A 25,266-nucleotide genomic window follows, 5' to 3' on the forward strand; every position below is an offset into this window, starting at 1 on the left:
GAGCCCTTTCCAACGTCCCAACCCGCCGAACACGAGCACCGAGCCCATGACCACCTACCTCTGGAATCCGCCCCCCGTCGCCTCCCTGCCGGTGCGCGGCACCGATGCGCGCCTGCCCGTCAACCGGCTGTTCTTCGTCGGCCGCAACTACCACGCGCACGCCATCGAGATGGGTCGACCGGTCGACAAGTCGGTCGAGCGCCCGTTCTACTTCACCAAGTCGCCGTCGACGCTGGTCGAGTCCGGCGCGACGGTGCCGTATCCCAGCGAGACCGGCAACTACCACCACGAGATGGAACTCGTGATGGTGCTGGGCAAGGGCGGTTTCCGCGTCAAGGCCGAGGATGCGCACGAGCTGATCTACGGCTATGCGACCGGCCTGGACATGACCCGCCGCGACCTGCAGTTCGTGCTGCGCGACAAGGGCCGCCCGTGGACGCTGGGCAAGGACGTCGAAGGCTCGGCCGTCTGCAGCGAGGTCGTCCCGATGCCCGGCGTGGTGATCGAGCGCGGCGCCATCTCGCTGACCGTCAACGGCCAGACGAAGCAGTCGTCGGACATCGACAAGCTGATCTGGAACCTGCGCGAGATCATTGCCGACCTGTCGCTGTTCTATCACCTGCAACCCGGCGACGTGATCTACACCGGCACCCCCGAAGGCGTCGGCCCGGTGGTCCCGGGCGACCGCATCGAGGGCCAGGTCGAGGGCGTCGGCAGCATCGTGATGAACGTCGGGCCTGCGGTGTGAGGCTGTGTGCCCGTCCGGTCGGATGCAAGTAGCGGCCCATCGGCACGAGCCCGTCGGACACAGCGTGTCCGACCTACCGAAAACGCGTCGCCGGAGGGCGACGGGTCGTGGCGCATCACGCGGGATGTGTCGCAATTCGGATGCGGTTCATCGCGCTTCACGCGGGTGTGGCTGACAACCGGTAGGTCGGACACCTCCGGTGTCCGACGGGCTGGTGCGTGGTGACGCGTTGGGGCTGTTGCGCGAAGAGGCCCATCGGCACGAGCCCGTCGGCGGCTCGACCCTCAGCGACCCAGGTCCTTCGCGCTCACCCCCGCGATGCCCCAGTTCTGCTTGGGGACGTCCTGGATCCAGACGCGGATGGTTTCCTTCGGGGCGCCGACGGCTTCTTGCAGGGCTTGGGTGACCTTCTCGATCACCGCGCGCTTCTGGTCTTCGGTGCGGCCTTCGAGCATGTAGATCTGGGCGAATGGCATGGGGGTTCCTGTGCGTTGGAGGTGGATCGGGGCGAGGCGTGCCAGGGTCAGGCGGCCGACTTCAGCAGGCCGCGTTCGCGGGCCATGGTGATGGCGGTGTCCTCGATCATGTCCTCCTGGCCGCCGACCATCTTGCGGCGGCCCAGCTCGACCAGGATGTCGCGCGAGGGCACGCCGTACTTGGCCGCCGCGCGCTTGGCGAACAGCAGGAAGCTGCCGTAGACACCGGCATAACCGAGCGTCAGCGCGTCGCGGTCGATGCGGATCGGGAAGTCCATGATCGGCACCACCAGGTCCTCGGCCACGTCCTGGATCTTCCAGACGTCCACGCCGGTGTCGATGCCCATGCGCTCGCAGACGGCCACCAGCACCTCCATCGGCGTGTTGCCGGCGCCGGCGCCCAGGCCGGCCGCTGCGGCGTCGATGCGGTTGGCGCCGACCTCGATCGCGGCGATCGAGTTGGCCACGCCCATGGCCAGGTTGTGATGGCCGTGGAAGCCGAGTTCGGTCTCGGGCTTCAGGGCGTCGCGCACGGCGCCGAGGCGAGCCTTGACGTCCTCGGGCAGCAGGTAGCCGGCCGAGTCGGTGACGTAGATGCAGTTGGCGCCGTAGCTCTCCATCAGCCGGGCCTGCTTGACCAGTCCTTCGGGGCTGTTCATGTGGGCCATCATCAGGAAGCCGACGGTGTCCATGTCCAGCTTGCGGGCGGCCGTGATGTGCTGCTCGGAGACGTCACCCTCGGTGCAATGCGTGGCCACGCGGATCGTGTGCACGCCCAGGCCGTGGGCCATCTTCAGGTGGTCGACCGTGCCGATGCCGGGGATCAGCAGGGCCGACACCTTCGCCTGCTGGAGCAGCGGGATGACGGTGCCGAGGTAGTCCTCGTCGCTGTGGGCCGGGAAGCCGTAGTTGACTGAACTGCCGCCCAGGCCGTCGCCGTGGGTGACCTCGATCAGCGGCACGCCGGCGGCGTCCAGGCCGCAGGCAATGGCCTTCATCTGGTCGAGCGACATCTGGTGGCGCTTCGGGTGCATGCCGTCGCGCAGCGTCATGTCGTGAACGGTGATGCGGCGGCCGTCGAGTGAGCTCTTCATGGTGAGGTTCCGTGTTCGATTGCGTGTGCTGGTGCGTGTGCTGGTGCGTGTCTGGGCTGTGGCGACCTGTCGTCGATCAGGCGGCGACAGCCTCCAGCACCAGCTCGCCACTGAGCATCTGCTCGGCGAACATCTCGGCGGTGCGGGCGGCGGCGGCGGTCATGATGTCGAGGTTGCCGGCGTACTTGGGCAGGTAGTCGCCCAGGCCTTCGACTTCCAGGAAGACGCTGACGCGCTTGCCGTCGAACACGGGGCCGTTGACCAGGCGGTAGCCGGGCACGTACTTCTGCACCTCCTTCAACATCGCGTGGATGCTGGCGGTGATCGCGGCCTGATCGGGCTCGCCTTCGGTCAGGCAATGCACGGTGTCGCGCATGATCAGCGGCGGCTCGGCCGGGTTGATCACGATGATGGCCTTGCCCTTCTTCGCACCGCCGACACGCTCGACCGCGCCGGCCGTCGTGCGGGTGAACTCGTCGATGTTCTTGCGCGTGCCCGGGCCGACCGAGCGGCTCGACACGGTCGCGACGATCTCGCCGTAGGCAACGGGCTGCACGCGGCTGACGGCCGCCACCATCGGGATCGTGGCCTGCCCGCCGCAGGTCACCATGTTGACGTTCATCTCGCCCCGGCCGACGTGTTCGATCAGGTTGACCGGCGGCACGCAGTACGGGCCGATCGCGGCAGGCGTCAGGTCGATCATCAGCGCGCCCTGTGCATTGACCTTGCGCGAGTTCTCGGCGTGCACGTAGGCGCTGGTCGCGTCGAAGACGATCTGCACGCCGTCCGCCCTCATGTGCGGCACGAGGCCGTCGACGCCCTCGGCGGTGGTCTTGATGCCCATCTCGCGGGCGCGCTTGAGGCCGTCCGACTCGGGGTCGATGCCGACCATCCAGACGGGCTCCAGCACGGGGCTGCGCTGCAGCTTGGCCAGCAGGTCCGTGCCGATGTTGCCGGGCCCGATCAGGGCGCAGCGGATCTTCTTCTTGCTCGTGTTCATGGGCATTCCAGGGGATCGTGGGGATTCGGAGATTCGGGGCAGCGGTCAGGCAAGCTGGGCGGCTTCCACCGCGTCGCCTTCGCGCAGGAAGTCGCCGACCAGGCGGACGAAGCGCTGGGCGTGTTCGATCTGGGTCCAGTGGCCGCAATGGCCGAAAACGTGCAGCTGGCTGTTGGGGATCCAGTCGGCCAGCGTCAGCGAGGTCTGCAGCGGGATCACGCGGTCCTCGCGGCCGTGCATCACCAGCGTCTCGTGCGGCAGCGCGCGGATGTCGGCCTCGGCGCTGGCCATGGCGTCGACCCAGCGCTGGCGCGGGGCCGGGAACATCGCCGAGAAGGACTCCTGGAAGCCCGGCCGGATGCTGGCGCGCCAGCGCAGCTCGGCCAGCTCGTCGGTCACCAGCGCGCGGCTGTGGGCGAAGACGTCCAGCAGGCCCTTCATCGTCGCCAGCGAGGGCTGGTAGCCCCAGACCGCATCCAGCCCCGGCGTGATCGGGAAGGGCACGCCGACGCTGCCCATCAGCACGAGGCGACGCACCCGCTCCGGCGCGCGAATGGCGAGGGCCAGCGACAGGGCACCGCCGAAGGAGTTGCCGACGACGTCGGCGCGCTCGATGTCCAGCGCGTCAAGCACGTCGATCGCCTGCTGCACCCAGCGGTCCATCGTGTAGACGAAGCCTTCGGGCCGATCGGTGTAGCCGAAGCCGACCATGTCGGGCGCGACCACGCGGCGTTCCTGTGCCAGCACCGGCATGGCCAGGCGCCAGTTGGCCCAGGCGCTGACGCCCGGACCGGAGCCGTGCACCATCAGCAGCGGCACGCCGTCGCGCCGGCCGAGGTCGTGCACGTTGCTGTCGAAGGCGCCGGTGCGGATGCGGTGCGCGATCTCCGGGTTGACCGCGTTGTTCGAGTTGACCGGGTTGGCGGAGTTGTTCGTGTTCATCGGACTTCCCGTCGATCAGGCAAAACGCATCGAGACGCTGCCCAGGTCCTGGAAGCGCACCAGCACGTTGTCACCGGTTTCCACCGCAATGGCCTCGGTCACGCCGCCGGTCATGATGAAGGTGCCGGCGGGGATCTCCTGGCCGCGCTGGCCGAGGTGGTTGGCCATCATCGCGACCGCAGCGGCCGGATGGCCCAGCACGGCGGCGCCGGCGGCCATCGAGACGATGCGGCCGTTCTTCTCCAGCACGACGCCGAGCGTGCGCAGGTCCAGGTCCTCGACCGAACGCGAGCGGCCGCCGATGACGAAGCGGGCGGCCGAGGTGTTGTCGGCGATGACGCTCTTGAGGTCGAACTTGAAGTCGCGGTAGCGGCTGTCGATCACCTCGACGGCCGGCAGCACGAAGTCGATCGCCGCCATCACTGTGCCGACGTGGCAGCCGGGGCCGCGCAGCGGGGCCTTGGTGACGATGCAGATCTCGGCCTCGACCTTCGGGTGGATCAGCTCGTCCATGCGGATCTCGCCGCCGTCGGGCCGGGCCATGTCGTCGGTGACGAAGCCGAAGCAGGGCGTGTCCACGCCCATCTGCTTCATCTTCGCGAACGAGGTCAGGCCCGCCTTCAGGCCGACCACGCGACGGCCGCGCGATTCCTTGCGGCGGCGGATCTCGTCCTGGATGTCGTAGGCATCGGCCCAGTCCATCGCGGGAAAGTCGTCGGTGATCTTGGTGACGTCGCGGGCTTCGAGCTGGGCCGATTCCAGGTGCGCCGCCAGCGCCTCGATGTCTTTACGTTGAAGTGCCATGTCCATTCCTTCGTATTCGTGTTCTTGGCAAGGTTCAGGCGTGGATCCGGCTTTGCCGGTCCGCTGCCTGCGCCCCCACGGGGGGCAGCGACCGCCAGGGAGCGTGGGGGCTCACATGAATCGGACGGAGGTGCTGCCCAGGCCGCCGACGCTGGCGTGCAGGCTGTCGCCGGGCTTGACGGGGACCAGCGGCGATTGCGAGCCCGACAGGATCACGTCGCCCGCCTTCAGCCCGATGCCCAGCGCGCCGAGCGTGTTGGCCAGCCAGGCCACCGCATTGACCGGCGAGCCCTGCACGGCCGCACCGCAGGAGGTGCTGACGATCTCGCCGTTCTTCTCGAGCACCATGCCGGCCAGGGCCAGATCGAGCTGGCGCGGGCTGCGCCGCGTGCCGCCAAGCGTGAAGACGCCGCAGCTGGCGTTGTCGGCGACGGTGTCCTGGATCTTGATCTTCCAGTCGCGGATGCGCGAGTCGACGATCTCGAAGCAGGGCATGACGCAGTCGGTCGCGCGCAGCACGTCGGCGGCGGTCACGCCCGGGCCGGTCAGGTCACGCGCGAGGATGAAGGCGACCTCGGCCTCGGCCTTGGGGGCGATCATCTTGCCCGTGTCGATCGGCTCTCCCTCGTTGAAGACCATGCCCGACAGCAGCTGGCCGAAGTCGGGCTGGTTGACGCCCAGCATGTCCATCACGACCTGGCTGGTCACGCCGATCTTCTTGCCGATGACGACCTCGCCGGCCGCGATGCGGCGCTCGATCATGCGCAGCTGGATGCGGTAGGCATCGTCGATCGTGATGCCGGCAAACCGGTTGGTCAGGGGCTCGACCGGCACGCGGTCGAGCAGCGACTGGTAGAGCTCGTCGCCGAGGGTCTGGATCAGGTCTGGGGTCATGTCAGCTTCCGATGAGGACGGTCGTGATGGTGGTTCGAACGCCGCTGCGCGTCGTTCTCACAACTTGATCATCACGTTGCGAAGTTCCGTATAGAACTCCAACGAATGGACACCGCCTTCGCGGCCGATGCCCGATGCCTTGGCGCCACCGAAGGCGGTGCGCAGGTCGCGCAGGAACCAGCTGTTGATCCAGCACAGGCCGACCTCGATGGCCGCGGCCATGCGGTGCGCCGTGCCCAGGTCCTGGGTCCAGACGGTGGTGGCCAGGCCGTAGTCGGTCGCATTGGCCAGCGCGATGGCTTCCTCTTCCGTGTCGAAGGGGGCGATGTGGCAGCAGGGGCCGAAGATCTCCTCGCGGATCACGCGGGCGCTCTCGGGCAGGCCGGTCCAGATGGTCGGCTGGACCCAGTGGCCTTCGGCCAGCGCGGCGGGCATGTCGGGGGCGCCGCCGCCGGTCACGACGGTTGCGCCTTCGGCCTTGGCGAGTGCGTAGTAGCCCATCACCTTCTGCTTGTGCTCGGCCGAGATCAGCGGGCCCAGGCCGACGCCGGGCTGGTCGGGCGGGCCGATCACCAGCGACTCGGCCTTGGCCTTCAGGGCCTGCACGAAGCGGTCGAAGATCGGGCGCTGCACGTAGACACGTTCGGTGCCCAGGCAGACCTGGCCGCAGTTCTCGAAGGCGCTGCGGGTGATGCCGGCGACGGCCTTGTCGAAGTCGGCATCGGCGAACACGATGCCGGCGTTCTTGCCGCCCAGCTCGAATGACACCGGCCGCACGCCCTTGGCCGCTGCGGCCATGATGGCCTCGCCGGTGCGCGTCTCGCCGGTGAAGGTGATGCCGTTGACGTCCGGGTGCCGGGTCAGGAACTCGCCGGCCGAGCCGGGTCCGAAGCCGTGCAGCACCTGGTAGACGCCCTTGGGGATGCCGACCTTGTTCATCACCTCGGCCAGCAGCGTGGCGGTGGCGGGTGTCTCTTCCGAAGGCTTGACGATGACGGCGTTGCCGCAGGCCAGCGCCGGGCCGACCTTCCAGGTCATCAGCAGCAGCGGCAGGTTCCAGGGACAGACCACCGCCACGACGCCCAGCGGCGTGCGCAGCGCGTAGCTGACGGCGGTGCCGCCGTCGGGCGTGGTCATCGTGAAGCTCTCGGTCGGCACGTTCTTGACGATGTCGGCGAAGACCTTGAAGTTGGCCGCGCCGCGCGGGATGTCGATGTGCGAGGCCAGGCTGTGCGGCTTGCCGGTGTCGGCCAGCTCGGCAGCGAGGAACTCGTCGAAGCGGCGGTTGATCTCGTCGGCCACGGCATGCAGCAGCTCGGTGCGGCGGACCACGCTCAGGCGGCCCCACTCGCCCTTCATCGCGGCATGGGCGGCGGCGACGGCCGCGTCGACCTCGGCCTGTCCGGCCTCATGGACCTGACCGATCACGCGGTTGTCGACCGGCGTGCGCTTGTCGAAGGTCTTTCCGGTGGCGACGAACTCGCCGTTGATGAAGTTGAGGAACTGTTTCATGGTCGTGCGTCGGACTGCTGCGCGAAAGGGAAGGGATGACGCCGGGTGGAAGGCCGGGAAGCCCGTGTGCATCGGGCTTCCCGGCGGTCCGGTCGATCCGCCGAGGATCAGTTGACGATCAGGCGACGATCAGGTGTACACGTCCGTGAAGGACGGCACCGCCTCGCCCGTGTGATAGAAGATCCCGGTCCAGAGCTTGTCCTCGGTCCAGGTCGTGACCGGCCGGTCGCGCTGCGCCAGGTAGCCCAGGCCGGCGAAGGTCTCGTTGCGGTTGCCGCTCGGGTCGAAGAAGTAGATGGTCTCGCCGCGCGTGATGCCGTGGCGGGTCGGGGCCACGTCGATGCGGGTCTTGTTCTTGGCCATCACGTCGGCGGCCTTCAGCACGTCGTGCCAGCTGTCGAGGAAGTAGGCGATGTGGTGCAGGCCGCTGCGCGCACCGCCGACGAAGGCGATGTCGTGCGGCGTGGTGGTGCGGGCCATCCAGGTGGCCGCCTGGATCGCGCCGCCCGGGCCGACCACGACCTGTTCGGTCATGAAGAAGTCCAGCGCCTCGGTCATGAAGCGGGTGTTGTCGGCGACCGTGTTGATGCCCTCGGCGGGGTTCATCTCGCACATCAGCAGCAGGTGGTCCAGCCAATGCGCGCCGGCGCCCTTCAGGTCATCGGGCCACGGGTCCGGGTTGGTCGTGCCCACGCTGGTGCCGACGTATTCCTTCATCGCGAACAGCCGCATCTCGTGGCCGCTGGGCAGGTTGAACTGCAGCATGCGGCCGGTCGACGGCAGGGTGCCTTCGGGCAGCATCGTCGTGCGCACGCCCCAGGCCTCGATCTTGGCCTGCAGCTCGTCCAGATCGGCATCGCGCTCGACCTTGTAGGCCACGTGGTTCAGGCCGGCCTGGTCCGACGGGGTCAGGATCAGCGAGAACTTGTCCCACTCGTCCCAGCACTTCAGGTAGACGTTGCCGGCCTTGTCCTGCATCGTCGTCTTCAGGCCCAGCACGTTCTCGTAGTGCTTGACGGCCGCGGCCATGTCCATCACCTTCAGGCTTGCGTGCCCGATGCGCATCACACCCATGTCAGTCTCCTCTTTCGGTGGTTGCGGGGTGGGCCGAACTGGCATACCCCTTGGAAAACGGTTTCTCGAACTTGCCGATCACCTGCAGGCGAACGGCGCTGGTGGGGGCCACGCGGCAGGCCAGCGTGCAGCCCTGCGCCGATTCCTCGGCGCTGACGTGGGCCCGGCTGACGGGCCCGAGGGCCGTCACCTCGCCCTCGACGATGCGGACCTTGCAGACGCCGCAGCCGCCGTTGACGCAGCCCACCGGGATGCCCTTGCGGCCGAGCTTCAACATGCCCTGCAGCAGGCTCTCGGTGGTCGCGCAGGGGTACTGCTCGCCGGTCTGCTCGACCCGCACGGTGACCTTGGGACGGGTATCGAAGAGGCTCATCGTGTGATCCTCCTCAGACCCGCTTGAACAGCGGACTGCGCGGGCCCTGCGCATCCGCAGCCGAGAGGAACTTCTCGGTGTGGATGTCGCGCTCGTACAGGCGGCCCTGCATCAGCGCGGCCAGGCAGGCCTCGATCATGGGCGGCGGGCCGCACAGGTAGGCCTGCTGGCCGGCATAGCCGTCCGGATACAGCGTGCGCGCGGCCTCATGCACGAAGCCGCGTGCGCCGGCCCAGCCCGATCCTTCCGGCTCGGCCGACAGGGTCGGCAGGTAGCGGAAGTTGGCGTGCCGGTCGGCCAGGGCGCGGAACTCGGCGTCGCCATACAGCTCGTCCCGGCAGCGCTGACCGTAGACCAGCGTGATGGGCTGCGTGCAGCCGCCGGCCAGCAGGTCCAGGATCATCGAGCGCGGGCTCGACAGGCCCGAGCCGCCGGCCATGAACAGCATCGGCTGGGCGATCGACCGGCGCACGAAGAAGCGGCCATACGGGCCCGCCAGCCGCAGCCGGTCGCCGACCTTGAGCTGCTCGTGCAGCCAGCCGGTGCCGGCGCCGCCGGGCACGCGGCGCACATGCAGCTCGATGCAGCCGCTGCGTTCGACCTCGTGCGGCGCGTTGGCGATCGAGAAGGCACGCGAGGCGCCCAGCCCGGGGATCTCCAGCTGCACGTACTGGCCGGCCTGGAAATGCAGGCCCGCGACCGACCGGTCGAGCGCCAGGTGCAGGCCCTTGATGGTCGGCGTCAGGTCGACGATGCGCTCGACGGTGACGGCGAAGTCGCGCACCGGGATGATCTCGGCGTCCGGGTCCTCGTCGACATCGGCCTCGATCACCACGTCCTCGCAGGCGGTGGCGCAGCAGGCCAGCGTCTGACCGTCCTCGCGCTCGAAGTCCATCAGCGCGAACGGGTTGGCCGCGCCGTGGTCGACGCTGCCCGAACAGACGCGGACCTTGCAGGTGCCGCACAGCCCATGCCCGCAGGCATGGGGGATGTGGATGCCCTGCCGCAGGGCCGCGTCGAGCAGCGTCTGGCCTTCGGCCAGATCGATCGTCGCGCCCAGCGGGTCTATGGTCATCTGATACATCGTTCGACCTCTTTCAAGCTCTTGTCGCGACCTCAGCTGCTCGACCCGGCCAGGCCGTCCAGGCCGGGCGTGCGGAAGCGGATCGCGTCCTTGTGCTTCAGGCCGTTGTCGGCGAGCGACTTGGCCGGATCGGGCGTCCACGGCTGGTTGCCCTTGAGCCACTGCACGGTCGACCAGTCGATCCTGGCGAAGTCCGGGTGCTCGCCGTAGATGCCCGGCAGCACGGCCTGGGACAGCGCGCCGAAGGGCATGTCCGGCGGCAGCGGCAGGCAGAACGGCGCGGGGTACATCAGGTGGCGGTCCCAGCCGATGAACAGCAGTGGCGCGGGGAAGTTCTCGCGCACGTCCTTCATCGGGAAGTCGTAGGGGGCGAGGGCAACGACGCTCATTTCGTCTCTCCTTGGCTGCTGGCGGCAACGCCTTCACCGCGCCAGGCGGCGAAGTTCTTCTGGTCCTCCGACCCGTTGAAGTCGAAGTTGTCGCGGCCGATCTCCATCTCGTAGTACTGCAGCACCGCGATCAGCGGATCGAAGCCTTCTGCCGTCGGATCGGTGCCCGGCTTGAAGCAGTGGCCCTGGTAGATCTGCTGCACCGGCAGCCAGCTCTGCACGTACTTCTCGGGCTCGTCCTCGAAGATGTGCTGGCAGTGGTCCGAGCAGAAGTGGTACTTGTTGCCGAGGTAGTCGCTGTCGCGATAGCAGATCTCGGTCGGGTCGCCCATCTCGGTGAACAGCATCGGGATCTGGCAGGTCGTGCACAGCATCGGCAGCGTCTTGATGTAGAAGCGCTTGCCCTCGGCCTGCTGCTGGCGGTGGTGTTCCCAGCGCGGGCGGTAGTACTGGTCGAAGGTGTCGGGGTACTTGGACGACAGCCAGTCGAGTTCCTCGTCGGTGGGCACCCAGGTGTGGAAGGGCGCAGCCGCGTTGAAGCCGAAGAAGGTGCTCCAGGCCTGGTGGCTGATGTGGTCCTTGCCGTCGCAGGCCTGCTTCCAGCCGGCCGGCTCGCGGATGCCGTAGCGGGCGAGGTCCTTGAACAGCGCGCCGCCGTTCTGCTCGGCATACATCTCCCACGCTTCCTTCCAGCTCATCACGCGCTTGGGGAGCATGTAGTCCTGCATCATGGCCACGAGGGTCAGCAGGCGATAGCCGCGCCAGAACCACTTGTCGATCCACTTCTGCACGATCGGCACGTTGGCCGGATCCTGTTCGAGCATGAACTTGATGCACTCGATGCCCAGCGTCATGTGGCGGCTCTCGTCGCTCTGCGCGCTGAAGCCGAAGGTGACGGTGCTCATGTCGCCGTTGTGCGCCGCGCCGCTCATGAAGGGCACGAACAGCAGATTGGTCAGCACGTACTCGAACGAGAAGCTGACGGCGGTCAGGAACTCGAACGGGCCGCCGGTGCAGGCGTCCTCGAAGAAGGACTTGGGCACCGACAGATACCAGACACGGTCGAACCAGTGGTTCGCGTGGTGCATCCCGTTGAAGTACTTGTTGTAGTGGGAGATCGCATGCGTCTCCGTCTGGTAGTGGCGCAGCTCGTCGATCGACTGCATCTGCGCGGCCACGCGCGCACCTTCGCCGGTGAACTGGCGGCCCACGTGCGCGAAGCCGCGGTGCGCGTAGTACTCCAGCGGCGTCACGCCCTGGATGAACAGCTTGAGCGCGTTGATGTAGCGCGCGTCGGCCACGCCGAGCTGGCCGTTGTTCTGCGCGAAGGCCTCGATGACGGCGTAGAGCTTCTTCTCCTTCTCGCCCTGGTACTTCCAGTAGGCGTCCATCGTCAGGCGGAACGGGTCTTCCCACTTGTCCCAGTCGTGGATCTTGATGCCCTCGTAGCGGTCGTACGGGAAGACCTTCTCCATCGGCTGGTAGGTGGTCTCCCAGCCCAGGCCTCGGGTCATCGCGGCGTACCGCTCCTTGAGGCCCAGCTTCTTCTTGTTGACGCGGGTGTCCATGCTTGTCTCCTCGGGTGGATCGGGTGGATCAGGGGTCGCGGACTCAGTGCTTCCAGCTCAGCGTGAGCTGGTCGTCGTCCTCGTCGATGTGGCCCGACAGGGTGACGAGGTTGATGTGCAGCGCCTGCAGGTCATAGGGCCGGCCGGTCTGTTCCTCGATCGTGCTGCGGCGGATCGTCAGGCGGTCCGGTGCGTCGACCTTGACCAGGCCGGTCGGGTGCGAGACCACGGCGGCGGGGTTGTCGGCCACGATCGCGTCGATCACGGGACGCGATTCCTCGTTGGCCTGGAAGGCGATGAAGACGTTCGACATGGGTTGTCCTTGGTGTCTCTTGAATGGGGCCGTCGGGTGCTGCGGGCCTGGCTCAGGCCGTGAGCCCGAGCTTGGCGATGCGGGCGTCCAGCGCCTGTCGGACCTCGGTCAGCGCGGCGCTGCCGTGTTCGCCCAGGGCCAGGTCGGCGACCGGCGCGAGCGCGGCCTGCGCCCGGTCGGACCAGGCGCGGGCCCAGCGGCCCAGCGTCGCGCGATTGGCGTCGGACTCGGCCGCAGCGGTCTTGATGACCGCGTCGATCCAGCGCGAGGACTCGGCCTGCCACTCGGTCATGAAGCTGGTCAGCATCGCCACCGCGCTGCCGCCGTTCAAGGCCAGGTGGTCGTCGACGTAGTGGCTGTAGACCAGCGGGTAGAGCAGCCCGTCGATGGCCAGGTTCTGCGCCACGAACAGCTCGAAGGGGTCGGCCACGACGAGGCTGTCCTCGACCAGCTGGCGCAGCGGCTGCCAGCGCGGCTCGCCCAGCCAGGCGGCCTTGCCGGCGTCCAGCACCTCGGGCTCGCCGAGCGCCAGGCCGAGCTTGGTCAGGTACTGCGCCACGCCCAGGTTGTCCATCGCATGGAACATGGCCGGTGCGGTGAAGGCGGTGCCGTAGCCGTAGGCGCAGACCGAGGCGTTGTTCATGTTGGCGCCCCAGGCCGCGTGGCGCAGCGGCATCAGCACGGCCAGCGCGTGGCTCTTCTGGACGTCGCCCATGCGGGCGGCCAGGCCACGCGACTCGACGAACTGCGCGGCCGATTCCATGGCGTCCTGCTGGCGGGCGCGGGTCATCGTCCAGGTCGCGTAATAGAACTGGCGCGGGTCCTTCAGCACGTACCAGTCGGCCAGCACGATGGCGCTGCGGCTGACGTCGAACAGCTCGTGCGACGGGTCCCAGGTCGGGCGGTAGTGGAAGTTGGCCATCGGCTGTGCGCCGAAGGTGGCCTCCTGGTAGCGCGTCGCCGCCTTGTCGCCGCCGATGTAGCGCGCGACATGCTCGTAGGTATGGCGCAGCGGGGTGATCTCGCGGGCCTGAAGGTCGATGTTCATCGGGCTTGTCTCCTGTGGCCGGTGCGTGCCGGCGGGTTCTCGGGGGCAGGGAAAGGTGAAGCGGGGAAACGTGATCGGGGAAGGAACGACCGGCGCGGCTCAGTCCGTCAGGACCACCGCCCGGTTGATGGCGCAGAACTCGTCGAAGGCCCTTGCGGGCAGCAGCAGCTCGACGGCCAGTTCGGGCCAGCCGATCGAGAACTCGAAGGCCACCAGTCCGTCGTCGCGGCGTTCCTGGATGCGCACGTAGCGGCGCTGCAGGTCGACGGCGGGCAGGGCGGTCTCGTCGGTGGGGGCGGCGGTCTGGATCGGGTCGGGCTGCATGCCGGGCTTCAACGCACGGGCCGTGCCCGTCCTGCCGTCGATCGCCGTGAATCTCGATAATTTCAGGGAAAACACCGAGGTTTGGCGATGTCGTCCGATCCTTGAAGAGGTTCTGTCCAGGACGATCGACCCGCCTGTTTTCGGATCTTGCGATGCGGCATGATCAAATCGGCAGTCGCTTCAGGCCTGGAATTCATCAAATGATCAACTTCTGGCCCGATGGCGGCCGGCGACGTGGTGGACGCGGCGCCGTTTGCGATCGGTCCCCGGGGTCAGCCCGGATGACAGTCTCCGGGTTTTTATCGATAGTTTCGACATGACTGCCGCCCCCCTGTTTTCGCTGCCGCCCGATGCCGACCTGCGCCGGCTGGTCCATTTCTCGGCCGGTGACGGGCGGATCTGGTTGGCTGGCCACCGCATGCTGCTGGTCCATGTCGAGGCGCTGGGATCGCTGCGGCGCGAGCTGATCCAGACCGTCGGCGTGCAGCAGGCCCGCCGGGTGCTGATGCGGGCGGGCTATGCCTCGGGCCAGCGCGATGCGGCACTGGCGCGCCAGGTGCGGCCGGACGCCACGCCGTTCGAGCAGTTCGCGGTCGGCCCGCAGCTGCACATGCTCGAAGGCGCCGTGCAGGTCACGCCGGAACGTTTCGAGATGGACCAGGAGGCCGGCCATCACCTGGGCGTGTTCCGCTGGGACCATTCCTGGGAGGTCGAGACCCATGTGCGCCACTTCGGCCCGCAGCAGGAACCCGTCTGCTGGATGCTGGTGGGCTATGCCTCGGGCTACGTCAGCGCCTTCATGGGCCGGCCGGTGATCTACCGCGAGACCGAATGCGCCGGCTGCGGCGCGTCGCACTGCCACATCGAGGGCCGCGTGCTGGAGGACTGGCCCGACGGCGAACAGCTGGCGCGCGACTACGACGCCGATTCGATGCTGGTGCGCATCGAGGACCTGCAGTCCACCGTCGACACGCTGCGCGAGACGCTGGCCCCGCGTGACGACCTGGGCGAGCTGATCGGCCAGTCGCGTGCCTTCCAGCGCGCCGCCGGGCTGCTGCGCAAGGGCGCGGGCACCAACGTCACGGTGCTGCTGACCGGCGAGACCGGCGTGGGCAAGGAGCGTTTTGCCCGATCGCTGCACGCGATGAGCGCCCGCGCGGCCAAGCCCTTTGTCGCGGTCAACTGCGCCGCGCTGCCGGCCGACCTGATCGAGAGCGAGCTGTTCGGCGCCGAGAAGGGCGCCTACACCGGCGCGGCCAGCGCCCGCATCGGCCGCTTCGAACGAGCCGACGGCGGCACGCTGTTCCTCGATGAGCTGGGCGAGATGCCCTTGCCGGCGCAGGCCAAGCTGCTGCGCGCGCTGCAGAACGGCGAGATCGAGCGGCTGGGCGGCACGCAGGTCCGCAAGGTCGACGTGCGGGTGGTCGCGGCCACCAACGTCGACCTGGAGGCGGCCGTGGCCTCGGGCCGTTTCCGGCGCGACCTGATGTACCGGCTCAACGTCTACCCGATCCGCATCCCGTCGCTGCGCGAGCGGGTCGAGGACATCGAACCGCTGGCGATGCACCTGCTGCGGCACTACGCGGCCCTGCACCAGAAGCGCGTCGGCGGCTTCACCGACAGGGCGCTGGACGCCATGCGCCACCACCCCTGGCCGGGCAACGTGCGCGAGCTGGAGAACCTGATCGAGCGCGGCGTGATCCTGTGCGGCAGCGGCGAGGCGATCGACGTCGACGAGCTGTTCCCGTCGCTGCCCGGACGTGACCGGCCCGGCGCCGTCACGGTCAGCGCCGAAGGGCATCTCGAACGGGTGGCACCGGCCGCCGACACGCACCTGCTCGACGCGGTGCTGCAGGGCGGCCTGAGCCTGGACGCGCTGGAGGACAGCCTGATCCAGGAGGCGGTCGCGCGCAGCAAGGGCAACCTGGCCGCCGCCGCGCGCACGCTGGGCCTGTCGCGGCCGCAGCTGAGCTACCGGCTCGCGCGGGTCAAGGAACGTCTGCGCGACTGACGCCGGAGCACACGATGGCCAAGCGCCCCTACATCCAGACCCCCGCCGACGAGGCGGGCCTGTCGGCCGGCGGCTCGCGCACGCTGATCGAGCAGGCCTATGCGCAGCTGCGCGAGGACATCCTCGACGGCCGGCTGCCGCCCGACGAGAAGCTGCGTGTCGAACACCTGAAGGACCGCTACGGCGTGGGCGCCGGCACGCTGCGCGAGGCGATCACGCGGCTGGTCAGCGACGCGCTGGTGGTGGCCGAAGGCCAGCGCGGTTTCCGCGTCGCGCCGATGGCGCTGGCCGACCTGGCCGACCTGACGCAGCTGCGCGTGCAGATCGAGATCGAGGCGCTGCGCCGCTCGGTGCGCCTGGGCGATGCGGCCTGGAAGGCGCGGGTGCAGGCGGCCTTCGACGACATCAGCGCGATCGAGCAGCCGCTGCTGCCACGCGACGCATTGCGCTGGGAGCAGGCCAACCGGCGGCTGCATGGCGCGCTGATCTCGGGCATCGATTCGCCGTGGACGTCCAAGGTGCTGCACCAGCTGTCGCAGCACTCGGAACGCTACCGGCGCGCGGCGATCGGGCTGACCCACCACGACCGCGACGTGCACGCCGAACACGCGCTGATCGTCGACATGGCGCTGTCCGGCCAGGAGGCCCGCGCCGCACTCGCGCTGGAGGCCCACATCATGCGCACGCCCGACTTGCTGATGCAGCGCCTGAAGGACGGCGCCGCGCTGCTCAGGCCGCGGCCGGAGCCGGCCTGAACCGCTGCTCGGCGCAGGCCTGTGGCGGCATCGGCCGGGCCTTCGGGTGGCCCGGCTCCGGCTGCGTCACTGCCAACGCAGCTTGATCGTCAGCAAGGGGCTGGACGAGTTCCCGAAGGTGATGGTGGTCAGGCCGCCGACGGTCACCGAGCTGTAGCTCACGTCATACAGGGCGGCTGACATGCTGTGGATGCTCATGGTGGCCGATCCGGTTCCCCCGTTGGCTCCGACCGTCTTGGTGCTTGTGGAACCGAGCCGGCTGTCGCTGTCGCTCACGGTCACACGGGTGCCTTCGCTAGCGGTGTACTCACCGTTGCTGGCGGGGCTGGCGACGACGCCGTTGATCTTCACCGTGGGCAGTGCGGCGACCGTGTTGGTCACCTTCAAGGCGCTGAAGCCGGGAGCGTCCGTTCCAGCGGCGTCTTGCAAGGCTGCATTGCTGAGCGAGGCATCGGCGGCGGGTGCGGTGTAGGACACGGTGACGACCTGCCCGGACCGGATGGCGCTGGCCAGGGTCAGGTTGACCCCGGTGCCGCTGATCTTGACGGCGGTGACGGCGATCGCGGTGCCGTCGGCCGAGACGCTCAGCGTGCTCGGCGCCGGCAGGGTTCCGGATATCCGATCGAGCCATGACCCGAATGACTGTTTTGGCTTTTGCGGCCATGCGGATTCATGCGTGCTGCGCCCGCAGATGTCCGTTCGTGATCTCCAGGAGGGCGCTCGTTGCGCCCAGGTGTCATCTCGCCAGAGACGCTCCGGCCGGCCTGAAGAGCTGCTCGGCGCAGGCCTGTGGCGGCATCGGCCGGGCCTTCAGGTAGCCCTGGATCTCGTGGCAGCCTTCCTGGCGCAGGAAGGCCAGCTGTTCCTCGGTCTCGACACCTTCGGCCAGCGTGCGCAGGCCCAGGCTGCGCGCCAGGCTGATGACGCTGCGCACGATGGCCTCGTCGTCCGGGTCGTAGCAGAGGCCGCGCACGAAGGACTGGTCGATCTTCAGGCGGTCGACCGACAGGCGCTTGAGGTAGCTCAGCGACGAGTAGCCGGTGCCGAAGTCGTCGATGGCCAGCTGCACGCCCAGGCGCTTGAGGCTGTCGACGGTGGCGACCGTGTGCTCGCTGTCCTCCATCGCGATGCTCTCGGTCAGCTCCAGCTCCAGCATCGACGCCGGCAGGCCGCTGGCGCGCAGCGCGGCGATGACGTGGTCGCGCAGGGCCGGGTCGCGGAACTGTGCCAGCGACAGGTTGACCGCCACCGGCACCACCGGCAGGCCGGCGTCGCGCCAGGCAGCCACCTGACGCAACGCCTCGTTCATGACCCACAGGCCGATCGGGCGGATCAGGCCGCTCGACTCGGCGATCGGGATGAAGCGGGCCGGCGAGACCAGCCCGAGCTGCGGGTGCTGCCAGCGCAGCAGCGCCTCGGTGCCGATCAGCTCGCCGGTGACGGCGTCGAACTGGCCCTGGTAGTGCAGCCGCAGCTCGTCGCGGCCGACCGCCAGCCGCAGCGCGCGTTCGAGTGCCAGCGACTCGCGCACCTGTTCGTGGCTGGCGCGCGAGTAGAAGCCCAGCCGGTCACCACCTTCGCGCTTGGCCTGCTGCACGGCCGATTCGGCCGCCTGCAGCAGCGGGCCCAGCTCGGTGCCGTCGGTCGGGTACTCGGCGATGCCGATGCTGGCGACGACGTGGAAGGTCTGGTCGCCGAGTTCGACCTCGTCGGCCAGCACGTCCTTGAGCCGCAGCGCGCGCTGGCTCAGGTCCTGGGTGTGGCTGCCGGCCAGCAGCACGATGAAGTTGTCGGCGCCCCGGCGCGAGACGGTGTCCTCGGGCGCGACGGCGGTGACCATGCGCGCGGCCAGCGTCTTCAGCAGCGCATCGCCGACCTCGTGGCCGTAGGACTCGTTGATGGCGCCGAAGTGGTCGATGTTGACGTGCAGCACCGCCACCACGCTGCGGTTGCGCACCGCGCTGGCGAAGGCGACCTGGGCGCGGTCGGCCAGCAGCACCGCGTTGGGCAGGCCAGTCAGCGCGTCATGCGACTGCAGGTGGGCGATGCGCGCATCGGCCGCCTTGCGCGCGCTGGTGTCGGTGAAGATGCCGAGGTAGCGCTCGATGCGCCCCGTCACATCGCGGATCGCGCTGATCGACAGCCATTCCGGGTACACCTCGCCGGACTTGCGGCGGTTCCAGATCTCGCCTTCCCAGCGGCCCTCGCGCAGCAGCTGGGCCCACATCGCCTGATAGAACGGCTGGTCCTGGCGGCCCGACTTCAGGATCGCCGGCGTGCGCCCGCGCACCTCGTCCGGGCCGTAGCCGGTGATCTCGGCGAACGACTGGTTGACCGCGATGAAGCGGCCGCGTGCATCGGTGATGAAGATGCCCTCGTGGCTGAGCTGGAAGACCTGCGCGATCAGGCGCAGCTGCTCGTCGGCACGGTGCCGGTCGCTGACGTCCTTGGCCAGCACGAGGCGCAGCCGGCGGCCGTCGCGCTCGAAGGTGTGGCCGCTCAGCTCGATCCAGAACAGGCTGCCGTCGCGACGCCGGTGCTGCATCTCGCCGGACATCGAGTAGGTGTCCTCGCGCTGGCGGATCTGCTCGATGCGCTGCATCAGCTCGGCGCGTTGCGCGGCCGGGCGGATGTCGAGGATCGTCATCGCCAGGAACTCGTCGCGGCTGTAGCCATAGGCCGCGACGGCGGCGTTGTTGACCGAGTGGAAACGCAGCGTCTCGAGGTCGTAGACCCACATCGGCCACGGGTTGATCTCGAACAGCTCCTGGTAGCGCGTGGCGGCCTCGCGCAGGTCGATCTCGGCCTGCTTGCGCTCGGTGACGTCCAGCCAGGCACCGACGACGTGGCGCGGCGAGCCGTCGGCATCGAAGATGACGCGCAGCTGGTCGTCGATCCAGCGCCATTGGCCGTCACCGCGACGGAAGCGGTACTCGTGGTGCAGCTCGCCGTCGATCATCAGGCGCTGCTGCGCGCCGTCGAAGCGGGCGTGGTCGTCCGGATGAATGTGCCGGCGCAGGAAGTCGGGCTCCGTCAGCCACTGTTCGGCCGTGTAGCCGGTGATGTGTTCGACGTTCTCGCCGATGTGGTCGATGCGCCAGCCGAGCCCGCCGGACGGCGGCCGCAGCGCATAGATCAGCGTCGGCGAGACGCGCAGGATCTGCGCCAGCCGGTCGCGCTCGTCGCGCAGGACCTCGCGCTGATGGGCGCTGACGCGCTGGCTGTGGCGCACCAGCGCGTGGATCAGCCAGGCCGACAGCAGCACGAACACGATGCCCTTGACCGACTGCAGCCGCAGCAGCAGCGCCTTGTCGTCGACCAGGGCATCGAGCAGGTGATCCGAGCCCAGGATCCACGACACGCCGAAGGCGATGAAGGGCAGCACCACCCGGGCGGTGGTGGGCACGCTCGGGGTGGATGCCGCGCGCCCCGTCATGGACTCAGGCCTGAGGTGCCGCCGCTGCGGGCGCCTTGTGGCCGCGCAGGCGGCCGATGCCGCCGGTCGTCAGCCGCACCAGGTCGTCGACATAGGTGAAGACCACCGGCACGACCAGCAGGCTCAGGAAGGTCGAGGTGATCAGCCCGCCGATGACGGCCACCGCCATCGGCTGGCGGAAGCTCGGGTCGGTGCCCAGGCCGAGGGCGATCGGCAACATGCCCGCGCCCATCGCGATCGTCGTCATGACGATCGGCCGGGCGCGCTTGTGGCAGGCGTCGATCAGCGCGTCGTAGCGGCTCATGCCGTCGCGGCGGGCCAGGATGGCGTAGTCGACCAGCAGGATCGAGTTCTTGGTCGCGATGCCCATCAGCATGATCAGGCCGATCAGCGAGGGCATCGAGAACGCGCTCTTCGTCAGCAGCAGCGCGACGAAGGCGCCGCCCAGCGACAGCGGCAGCGCGGCCAGGATCGTCACCGGCTGCATGAAGCCCTTGAACAGCAGCACCAGCACGATGTAGATGCACAGCACGCCGGTCAGCATCGCCAGGCCGAAGCTGGCGAACAGCTCGCCCATGACCTCGGCGTCGCCGAAGTTGGCGCGCGTCACGCCGGCCGGCAGGTTGACGACCGACGGCAGCTTCTCGACGGCGGCGGCGATGTCGCCGAGTGGCTGGCCGTTGAGCTCGACCTCGAAGTTGATGTTGCGCTGGCGGTCGAAGCGGTCGATCTGCGCCGGGCCGGTCTCCAGGCCGATCGTGGCGATGTTGGCCAGCCGCATCGGGCCGTTCCGGCCGGGCACGGTCAGCTGGCCGAGCAGCTCCGGATCGCGCCGCGCGGCATCGGGCAGGCGCACGACGATCGGCACCTGGCGCTGCGCCAGGTTGAGCTTGGACAGGCCGCTGTCGAAGTCGCCGGCGGTGGCGATGCGCAGCGTGTCGGCGATGGCCGCCGAGGTGATGCCGGCATCGGCGGCCAGCGTCGCGTCGGGGCGGATCACCAGTTCGGGCCGCACCAGGCTGGCGGTCGAGGCGATGTTGCCCAGGCCGGGCAGGGTGCGCAGGTCGCGCTCGACCGCGCGGGCGGCGTCCAGCAGCGTGTTGCCGTCGTTGCCCGACAGCACCAGCACGTACTTCTCGCCCGAGCCGCCCAGGCCGACCGTCACGCGGGCGCCGGGCAGCGCCTGCATGGCCTCGCGCAGCTCGCGTTCGATGACCTGCTTGCGCGTGCCCTTGCGCTGGTCACGCGGCTTGAGCGTCAGCGTCAGCGTGGCCTTGCGGACCTCCGAGACGCCGCCGCCCATGAACGGGTCGGCGCCCGATGCACCACCGCCGACGGCGGTGTAGACCTTGGTCACCATCGGGTTGGCCTGCACGATCGCGCGGGCCTGCTCGGCCGCGGCCAGCGTGTCGGAGAAGGTGCTGCCCGGCGGCAGCTCGATGGACACCTGCGACTGGCTGAAGTCGTCGGCCGGGATGAAGCCGGTGGGCAGCAGCGGCACCAGCATGATCGAGCCGATGAAGAAGGCGACCGCGCCGATGGCGGTCACCAGCCGGTGGCGGATGCTCCAGGCCACCGCGCGCAGGTAGACCTTCATGACGCGGCTGTCCTCGCCGCCGTGGCCGGCCACGATGGGCTTGAGCAGGTAGGCCGACATCATCGGCGTCAGCATCCGCGCGACCACCAGCGAGGCGAAAACCGCCAGCGCGGCGGTCCAGCCGAACTGCTTGAAGAACTTGCCCGGGATGCCGGCCATGAAGGCGGTCGGCAGGAACACCGCGATCAGCGTGAAGGTCGTCGCGATGACGGCCAGGCCGATCTCGTCGGCCGCCTCCATCGCCGCCTGGTAGGGCGACTTGCCCATGCGCAGGTGCCGCACGATGTTCTCGATCTCGACGATCGCGTCGTCGACCAGGATGCCCACCACCAGCGACAGGCTCAGCAGCGTCACCACGTTGACCGAGAAGCCCAGGTACCACATGCCGATGAAGGCCGGCACGACCGACAGCGGCAGCGCGGTCGCCGCCACGAAGGTCGCGCGCCAGTCGCGCAGGAAGAACCAGACCACGATGATGGCCAGGATCGCGCCCTCGTAGAGCAGGGCCAGCGAGCCTTCGTAGTTGTCGACCACTGGGTCGACCATGTTGAAGGCCTGGTCGAAGCGCAGGTCCGGGTGTTCGGCCAGCAGGCGGTCCAGCACGGCACGCACGCCGGCATCGACGTCGACCTCGCTGGCGCCGCGGCTGCGGGTGATCTCGAAGCCGACCACCGGCTTGCCGTCCAGCAGCGCGGCGCTGCGCTGTTCGGCGACGGTGTCGCTGACCCGGGCGACCTGCGACAGCCGCACCCGCCGGCCGTCCGACAGCGGGATGTCCAGCGCGGCCAGTTCCTCGGCCGACTTGACGGTGGCCAGCGTGCGCACGGTCTGCTCGCTGCCGCCCCAGTCGGTGCGGCCGCCGGAAGCGTCCTGCTGCACCGCGCGCAGCTGGCGCGAGACGTCCGACGCGGTCACGCCGAGCGCGAGCAGGCGCGACGGGTCGAGCTCGACGCGCAGTTCGCGCGTCACGCCGCCCACCCGTGCGACCGAGCCGACGCCGTTGACGCTCAGCAGCGCCTTGGTCACGTCGTTGTCGACGAACCAGCTCAGGCCTTCCTCGTCCAGCCGGCTCGACGCGATCGTGTAGGTCAGGATCGGCGTGCCGGCCAGGTTCATCTTGCTGATCTGCGGGTCGCGCAGGTCGCCTGGCAGGTCGGCGCGGATGCGGTTGATGGCATCGCGCACGTCGTCGACCGCTTCCTGGGTCGACTTCTCCAGACGGAACTCGACGGTCACCGTCGCGACGCCGTCCTGCACCTTGCTGTAGATGTGCTTGACGCCCTGCAGCGCGGCGACCGCGTTCTCGATCTTGCGGGCGACCTCGGTCTCGAGCTGGGCCGGCGCGGCGCCGGGCAAGGAGGCGCTGACGCTGACGGTGGGCAGGTCCAGGTCCGGGAAGTTCTGGATCTTCATCGACCGGAAGCTCATCAGGCCTGCCAGGGTCAGCAGGACGAAGAGCATCACGGCCGGGATGGGGTTGCGGATCGACCAGGCGGAAACGTTCATGACGGCGGGGCTCGTGACGGTGCTCGTGTCGGCTGGGGCGGGGCTCAGGACTTCGGCGCGGCGGGCTTGGCCGGGGCCTGCACCGTGCGCACCGTGTCGCCGTCGCTCAGGAAGGCGCCGCCCTGGCGCACCACGCGGGCCGTGGCATCGATGCCGTCGACGGCGACGCGCTGGTCCAGCCGGGCCAGCACGCGCACGGCCACCTGCGTCACCTTCTGGTCGTCGCCGACCTGCATGACGACGGCGCGGCCGTCACGCAGCAGCACCGCGCTGGCCGGCAGCACCAGCGCCTCGCGGCTGTCGAAGGCGAAGTCGCCGCGCACGAACATGCCGGGCTTGAGATCGCCTTCGGGGCCGACCGGCAGGTCGACGTAGACCAGGCCGTTGCGGCTGGCCGCGTCGACGGTCGGCGCGACCTTGCGGACCTTGCCGACGAGGCTGCGACCGCCGGGTGTCTTCAGCTCGGCCTTGTCACCGGCCTTCAGGCGCGCCAGGTCGGCGGCGGGCACCTCGGCGCGCCATTCGAGGCGGCCGGCGCGGATCAGCTTGAACAGGTCCTGGGCGCCACCGATCGCGCCGACCGTGGCGTTGCGGGCGCTGATCACGCCGTCGTCCGGCGCGCTGACGCGGGTCTGCGCCAGACGCAGCTTCTGCAGCTGGATGGCGGCCTCGGCGGCGGCCACGCGGGCCTGCGCGGCGGTCTCGCCGCTGAGGGCCTGCTGGACCTGCTGGGCGCTCAGCACGCCGGTGTCGCGCAGGTTGCGGGTCCGCTCGGCGTTGTCGGTGGCATCGGCCAGGGCGGCACGGGCCTGGGCCAGCGCGGCTTCGAGCTGGGCCAGATCGGCCTTCAGCGTGTCGGAGGCGAACACCGCCAGCAGCTGGCCGCGCCTGACGCGATCACCGACGTCGACCAGCACCTCGGTCAGCCGCAGCCCGGCCAGTTCGGCGCCGATGCTGGCTTCCTGCCACGCGGCGATGTTGCCGTTGGCCTGCAGCGTCACCGGCACCGTCGCCTTGACGGGGCTGACCACCTCGACGCTGAGCGCCGCCTTGGCGGCCTTGGCCGGTGCCGATGCGGCCACCGCCTGTGCCTGTGCTGCGGGGCTCAGGCTGGTCAGGGCCAGGCTGGCGGCGGTCAGCAGAACGGAAAGGGCGGGGGCGGTGCGGGTCGGCAGGTGCATGGCTTCGATCGGAGGGGGCTTCAGGCCTCGACCTGCACGGGGGGCCCGCAAGGGGCTGGCAGGGCGACTGTCGCGGCGCAGTTTACTGGCGCGATGGGTCAGCTTCGTGGCGAAACGTCCCGGCCCGGAACGACGAAGACCCCGGCCTCGCGGCACGGGGTCTTCGTGTGGATCAGCCGATCAGGCCGATCCGATCGATCAGATCAGCCCGGTCAGATCAGGCCGATCAGATCAGGCCCTTGAGCAGCCGCCCCATCTCCGACGGGTTGCGGGTGATGGTGAAGCCGCACTCTTCCATGATGGCGAGCTTGGCATCGGCCGTGTCGGCGCCGCCGCTGATCAGCGCGCCGGCGTGGCCCATGCGCTTGCCGGCCGGGGCGGTCACGCCGGCGATGAAGCCCACGATCGGCTTCTTCATGTTGGCCTTGCACCATTGCGCGGCCTCGGCCTCGTCCGGGCCGCCGATCTCGCCGATCATGATCACGGCGTCGGTGTCCGGGTCGTCGTTGAAGGCGCGCATCACGTCGATGTGCTTCAGGCCGTTGATCGGGTCACCGCCGATGCCCACGGCGCTGGACTGGCCCAGGCCGATCTCGGTCAGCTGCGCCACCGCTTCATACGTCAGCGTGCCCGAGCGGCTCACGACGCCGATGCGGCCCTTGCGGTGGATGTGGCCCGGCATGATGCCGATCTTGATCTCCTCGGGCGTGATCAGCCCGGGGCAGTTCGGGCCCAGCAGCAGCGTCTTCTTGCCGCCGGCGGCTTCCTTGGCCTTCATCTTGTTGCGCACTTCCAGCATGTCCCGCACGGGGATGCCTTCGGTGATGCAGATGGCCAGGTCCAGGTCGGCCTCGACCGCTTCCCAGATCGCGGCGGCCGCGCCCGCCGGCGGCACGTAGATCACGCTGACGGTCGCGCCCTGCGCCTGCGCGGCTTCCTTGACGGTCGCGTAGATGGGGATGTCGCTGAACTTCTCGCCCGCCTTCTTCGGGTTCACGCCCGCGACGAAGCAGTTCTTGCCGTTGGCATAGGCCTGGCAGCCCAGCGTGTGGAACTGGCCCGTCTTGCCCGTGATGCCCTGGGTGATGACGCGCGTGTCCTTGTTGATGAGGATGCTCATGTCTGGATTCCTTGGTT

Annotated in this window: 23 protein-coding genes; 3 read left to right on the forward strand and 20 right to left on the reverse strand. The window is 69.1% G+C overall.

Annotated elements, in window-relative coordinates:
• Positions 1–46 precede the first annotated feature (46 nt).
• A complete protein-coding gene (locus tag ACWA7K_RS04290) occupies positions 47–748 on the forward strand; it encodes a fumarylacetoacetate hydrolase family protein (protein WP_456165975.1) in 702 nt (233 codons plus the stop codon).
• A 284-nt stretch (positions 749–1,032) separates the two neighbouring features.
• On the opposite strand, the gene ACWA7K_RS04295 is transcribed toward ACWA7K_RS04290, so the two are convergent.
• The 15 genes from ACWA7K_RS04295 to ACWA7K_RS04365 all read right to left on the reverse strand — a co-directional run bounded on the left by ACWA7K_RS04295 (position 1,033) and on the right by ACWA7K_RS04365 (position 13,643).
• Positions 1,033–1,224 (reverse strand): 2-hydroxymuconate tautomerase, encoded by a 192-nt coding sequence (locus ACWA7K_RS04295; RefSeq protein ID WP_456165977.1) that lies wholly within the window; start codon positions 1,222–1,224, stop codon positions 1,033–1,035.
• A gap of 47 nt (positions 1,225–1,271) precedes the next feature.
• On the reverse strand, positions 1,272–2,318 hold the full coding sequence (dmpG, locus tag ACWA7K_RS04300) for a 4-hydroxy-2-oxovalerate aldolase (protein ID WP_456165979.1): 1,047 nt from the start codon (positions 2,316–2,318) through the stop codon (positions 1,272–1,274).
• 76 nt (positions 2,319–2,394) lie between these two features.
• Positions 2,395–3,318: an acetaldehyde dehydrogenase (acetylating) gene (locus ACWA7K_RS04305; RefSeq protein WP_456165981.1), complete on the reverse strand. Its 924-nt coding sequence runs from the start codon at positions 3,316–3,318 to the stop codon at positions 2,395–2,397.
• Positions 3,319–3,363: 45 nt separating this feature from the next.
• Positions 3,364–4,260 carry an alpha/beta fold hydrolase gene (locus ACWA7K_RS04310; RefSeq protein ID WP_456165983.1) on the reverse strand — a complete coding sequence of 299 codons (897 nt, stop codon included), beginning with the start codon at positions 4,258–4,260 and terminating at the stop codon, positions 3,364–3,366.
• Between the two features lie 15 nt (positions 4,261–4,275).
• Positions 4,276–5,064 carry a 2-oxo-3-hexenedioate decarboxylase gene (dmpH, locus tag ACWA7K_RS04315; protein WP_456165985.1) on the reverse strand — a complete coding sequence of 263 codons (789 nt, stop codon included), beginning with the start codon at positions 5,062–5,064 and terminating at the stop codon, positions 4,276–4,278.
• Positions 5,065–5,175: 111 nt separating this feature from the next.
• A complete protein-coding gene (dmpE, locus tag ACWA7K_RS04320) occupies positions 5,176–5,958 on the reverse strand; it encodes a 2-oxopent-4-enoate hydratase (RefSeq protein WP_456165987.1) in 783 nt (260 codons plus the stop codon).
• Positions 5,959–6,015: 57 nt separating this feature from the next.
• Entirely contained in the window at positions 6,016–7,470 is a 1,455-nt protein-coding gene (locus ACWA7K_RS04325) for a 2-hydroxymuconic semialdehyde dehydrogenase (RefSeq protein WP_456165989.1), read from the reverse strand.
• A gap of 129 nt (positions 7,471–7,599) precedes the next feature.
• Positions 7,600–8,544 carry a catechol 2,3-dioxygenase gene (locus ACWA7K_RS04330; protein ID WP_456165991.1) on the reverse strand — a complete coding sequence of 315 codons (945 nt, stop codon included), beginning with the start codon at positions 8,542–8,544 and terminating at the stop codon, positions 7,600–7,602.
• A 1-nt stretch (position 8,545) separates the two neighbouring features.
• On the reverse strand, positions 8,546–8,917 hold the full coding sequence (locus tag ACWA7K_RS04335) for a 2Fe-2S iron-sulfur cluster binding domain-containing protein (protein WP_456165993.1): 372 nt from the start codon (positions 8,915–8,917) through the stop codon (positions 8,546–8,548).
• A 13-nt stretch (positions 8,918–8,930) separates the two neighbouring features.
• Complete coding sequence (locus ACWA7K_RS04340) at positions 8,931–10,001, reverse strand: 2Fe-2S iron-sulfur cluster-binding protein (protein ID WP_456165994.1); 1,071 nt, start codon at positions 9,999–10,001, stop codon at positions 8,931–8,933.
• Positions 10,002–10,033: 32 nt separating this feature from the next.
• The gene (locus ACWA7K_RS04345) at positions 10,034–10,390 is read right to left on the reverse strand and encodes a phenol hydroxylase subunit P4 (protein WP_456165996.1); all 357 of its coding nucleotides are present in this window, start codon (positions 10,388–10,390) and stop codon (positions 10,034–10,036) included.
• Positions 10,387–11,958: an aromatic/alkene/methane monooxygenase hydroxylase/oxygenase subunit alpha gene (locus tag ACWA7K_RS04350; protein WP_456165998.1), complete on the reverse strand. Its 1,572-nt coding sequence runs from the start codon at positions 11,956–11,958 to the stop codon at positions 10,387–10,389. Before ACWA7K_RS04350 ends, ACWA7K_RS04345 begins: the two co-directional genes overlap by 4 nt.
• Positions 11,959–12,001: 43 nt before the next feature.
• Entirely contained in the window at positions 12,002–12,271 is a 270-nt protein-coding gene (locus tag ACWA7K_RS04355; protein WP_456166000.1) for an MmoB/DmpM family protein, read from the reverse strand.
• A gap of 52 nt (positions 12,272–12,323) precedes the next feature.
• Positions 12,324–13,319 (reverse strand): aromatic/alkene monooxygenase hydroxylase subunit beta, encoded by a 996-nt coding sequence (locus ACWA7K_RS04360; RefSeq protein WP_456166002.1) that lies wholly within the window; start codon positions 13,317–13,319, stop codon positions 12,324–12,326.
• Positions 13,320–13,418: 99 nt separating this feature from the next.
• Positions 13,419–13,643, reverse strand: coding sequence for a phenol hydroxylase subunit (locus tag ACWA7K_RS04365; protein ID WP_456166004.1), 225 nt, complete (start codon positions 13,641–13,643; stop codon positions 13,419–13,421).
• Positions 13,644–13,959: 316 nt separating this feature from the next.
• Between ACWA7K_RS04365 and ACWA7K_RS04370 the strand changes: the two genes are divergently transcribed.
• Positions 13,960–15,654: a sigma 54-interacting transcriptional regulator gene (locus tag ACWA7K_RS04370; protein ID WP_456166006.1), complete on the forward strand. Its 1,695-nt coding sequence runs from the start codon at positions 13,960–13,962 to the stop codon at positions 15,652–15,654.
• Positions 15,655–15,668: 14 nt separating this feature from the next.
• The gene (locus ACWA7K_RS04375) at positions 15,669–16,409 is read left to right on the forward strand and encodes a GntR family transcriptional regulator (protein ID WP_456166008.1); all 741 of its coding nucleotides are present in this window, start codon (positions 15,669–15,671) and stop codon (positions 16,407–16,409) included.
• A gap of 66 nt (positions 16,410–16,475) precedes the next feature.
• Here ACWA7K_RS04375 and ACWA7K_RS04380 read toward each other — a convergent pair whose 3' ends face one another.
• From ACWA7K_RS04380 to sucD, 5 genes are all read right to left on the reverse strand, one after another.
• Positions 16,476–17,102, reverse strand: coding sequence for a SwmB domain-containing protein (locus ACWA7K_RS04380; protein WP_456168681.1), 627 nt, complete (start codon positions 17,100–17,102; stop codon positions 16,476–16,478).
• A 43-nt stretch (positions 17,103–17,145) separates the two neighbouring features.
• A complete protein-coding gene (locus tag ACWA7K_RS04385; protein ID WP_456210362.1) occupies positions 17,146–19,815 on the reverse strand; it encodes a sensor domain-containing protein in 2,670 nt (889 codons plus the stop codon).
• Positions 19,816–19,849: 34 nt separating this feature from the next.
• A complete protein-coding gene (locus ACWA7K_RS04390) occupies positions 19,850–22,948 on the reverse strand; it encodes an efflux RND transporter permease subunit (RefSeq protein ID WP_456166012.1) in 3,099 nt (1,032 codons plus the stop codon).
• Between the two features lie 44 nt (positions 22,949–22,992).
• Positions 22,993–24,129 carry an efflux RND transporter periplasmic adaptor subunit gene (locus tag ACWA7K_RS04395; RefSeq protein WP_456166014.1) on the reverse strand — a complete coding sequence of 379 codons (1,137 nt, stop codon included), beginning with the start codon at positions 24,127–24,129 and terminating at the stop codon, positions 22,993–22,995.
• A gap of 226 nt (positions 24,130–24,355) precedes the next feature.
• On the reverse strand, positions 24,356–25,249 hold the full coding sequence (gene sucD, locus ACWA7K_RS04400; protein ID WP_456164002.1) for a succinate--CoA ligase subunit alpha: 894 nt from the start codon (positions 25,247–25,249) through the stop codon (positions 24,356–24,358).
• Positions 25,250–25,266: the final 17 nt, after the last annotated feature.

The sequence above is a fragment of the Leptothrix mechoopdaensis (SeqCode) genome, assembly GCF_053893855.1.

Coding starts and splice junctions, on each gene's coding strand:
- ACWA7K_RS04290 (WP_456165975.1), top strand. CDS start 47: ATGACCACCTACCTCTGGAATCCGCCCCCCGTCGCCTCCCTGCCGGTG.
- ACWA7K_RS04295 (WP_456165977.1), bottom strand. CDS start 1,224: ATGCCATTCGCCCAGATCTACATGCTCGAAGGCCGCACCGAAGACCAG.
- dmpG (WP_456165979.1), bottom strand. CDS start 2,318: ATGAAGAGCTCACTCGACGGCCGCCGCATCACCGTTCACGACATGACG.
- ACWA7K_RS04305 (WP_456165981.1), bottom strand. CDS start 3,318: ATGAACACGAGCAAGAAGAAGATCCGCTGCGCCCTGATCGGGCCCGGC.
- ACWA7K_RS04310 (WP_456165983.1), bottom strand. CDS start 4,260: ATGAACACGAACAACTCCGCCAACCCGGTCAACTCGAACAACGCGGTC.
- dmpH (WP_456165985.1), bottom strand. CDS start 5,064: ATGGCACTTCAACGTAAAGACATCGAGGCGCTGGCGGCGCACCTGGAA.
- dmpE (WP_456165987.1), bottom strand. CDS start 5,958: ATGACCCCAGACCTGATCCAGACCCTCGGCGACGAGCTCTACCAGTCG.
- ACWA7K_RS04325 (WP_456165989.1), bottom strand. CDS start 7,470: ATGAAACAGTTCCTCAACTTCATCAACGGCGAGTTCGTCGCCACCGGA.
- ACWA7K_RS04330 (WP_456165991.1), bottom strand. CDS start 8,544: ATGGGTGTGATGCGCATCGGGCACGCAAGCCTGAAGGTGATGGACATG.
- ACWA7K_RS04335 (WP_456165993.1), bottom strand. CDS start 8,917: ATGAGCCTCTTCGATACCCGTCCCAAGGTCACCGTGCGGGTCGAGCAG.
- ACWA7K_RS04340 (WP_456165994.1), bottom strand. CDS start 10,001: ATGTATCAGATGACCATAGACCCGCTGGGCGCGACGATCGATCTGGCC.
- ACWA7K_RS04345 (WP_456165996.1), bottom strand. CDS start 10,390: ATGAGCGTCGTTGCCCTCGCCCCCTACGACTTCCCGATGAAGGACGTG.
- ACWA7K_RS04350 (WP_456165998.1), bottom strand. CDS start 11,958: ATGGACACCCGCGTCAACAAGAAGAAGCTGGGCCTCAAGGAGCGGTAC.
- ACWA7K_RS04355 (WP_456166000.1), bottom strand. CDS start 12,271: ATGTCGAACGTCTTCATCGCCTTCCAGGCCAACGAGGAATCGCGTCCC.
- ACWA7K_RS04360 (WP_456166002.1), bottom strand. CDS start 13,319: ATGAACATCGACCTTCAGGCCCGCGAGATCACCCCGCTGCGCCATACC.
- ACWA7K_RS04365 (WP_456166004.1), bottom strand. CDS start 13,643: ATGCAGCCCGACCCGATCCAGACCGCCGCCCCCACCGACGAGACCGCC.
- ACWA7K_RS04370 (WP_456166006.1), top strand. CDS start 13,960: ATGACTGCCGCCCCCCTGTTTTCGCTGCCGCCCGATGCCGACCTGCGC.
- ACWA7K_RS04375 (WP_456166008.1), top strand. CDS start 15,669: ATGGCCAAGCGCCCCTACATCCAGACCCCCGCCGACGAGGCGGGCCTG.
- ACWA7K_RS04390 (WP_456166012.1), bottom strand. CDS start 22,948: ATGAACGTTTCCGCCTGGTCGATCCGCAACCCCATCCCGGCCGTGATG.
- ACWA7K_RS04395 (WP_456166014.1), bottom strand. CDS start 24,129: ATGCACCTGCCGACCCGCACCGCCCCCGCCCTTTCCGTTCTGCTGACC.
- sucD (WP_456164002.1), bottom strand. CDS start 25,249: ATGAGCATCCTCATCAACAAGGACACGCGCGTCATCACCCAGGGCATC.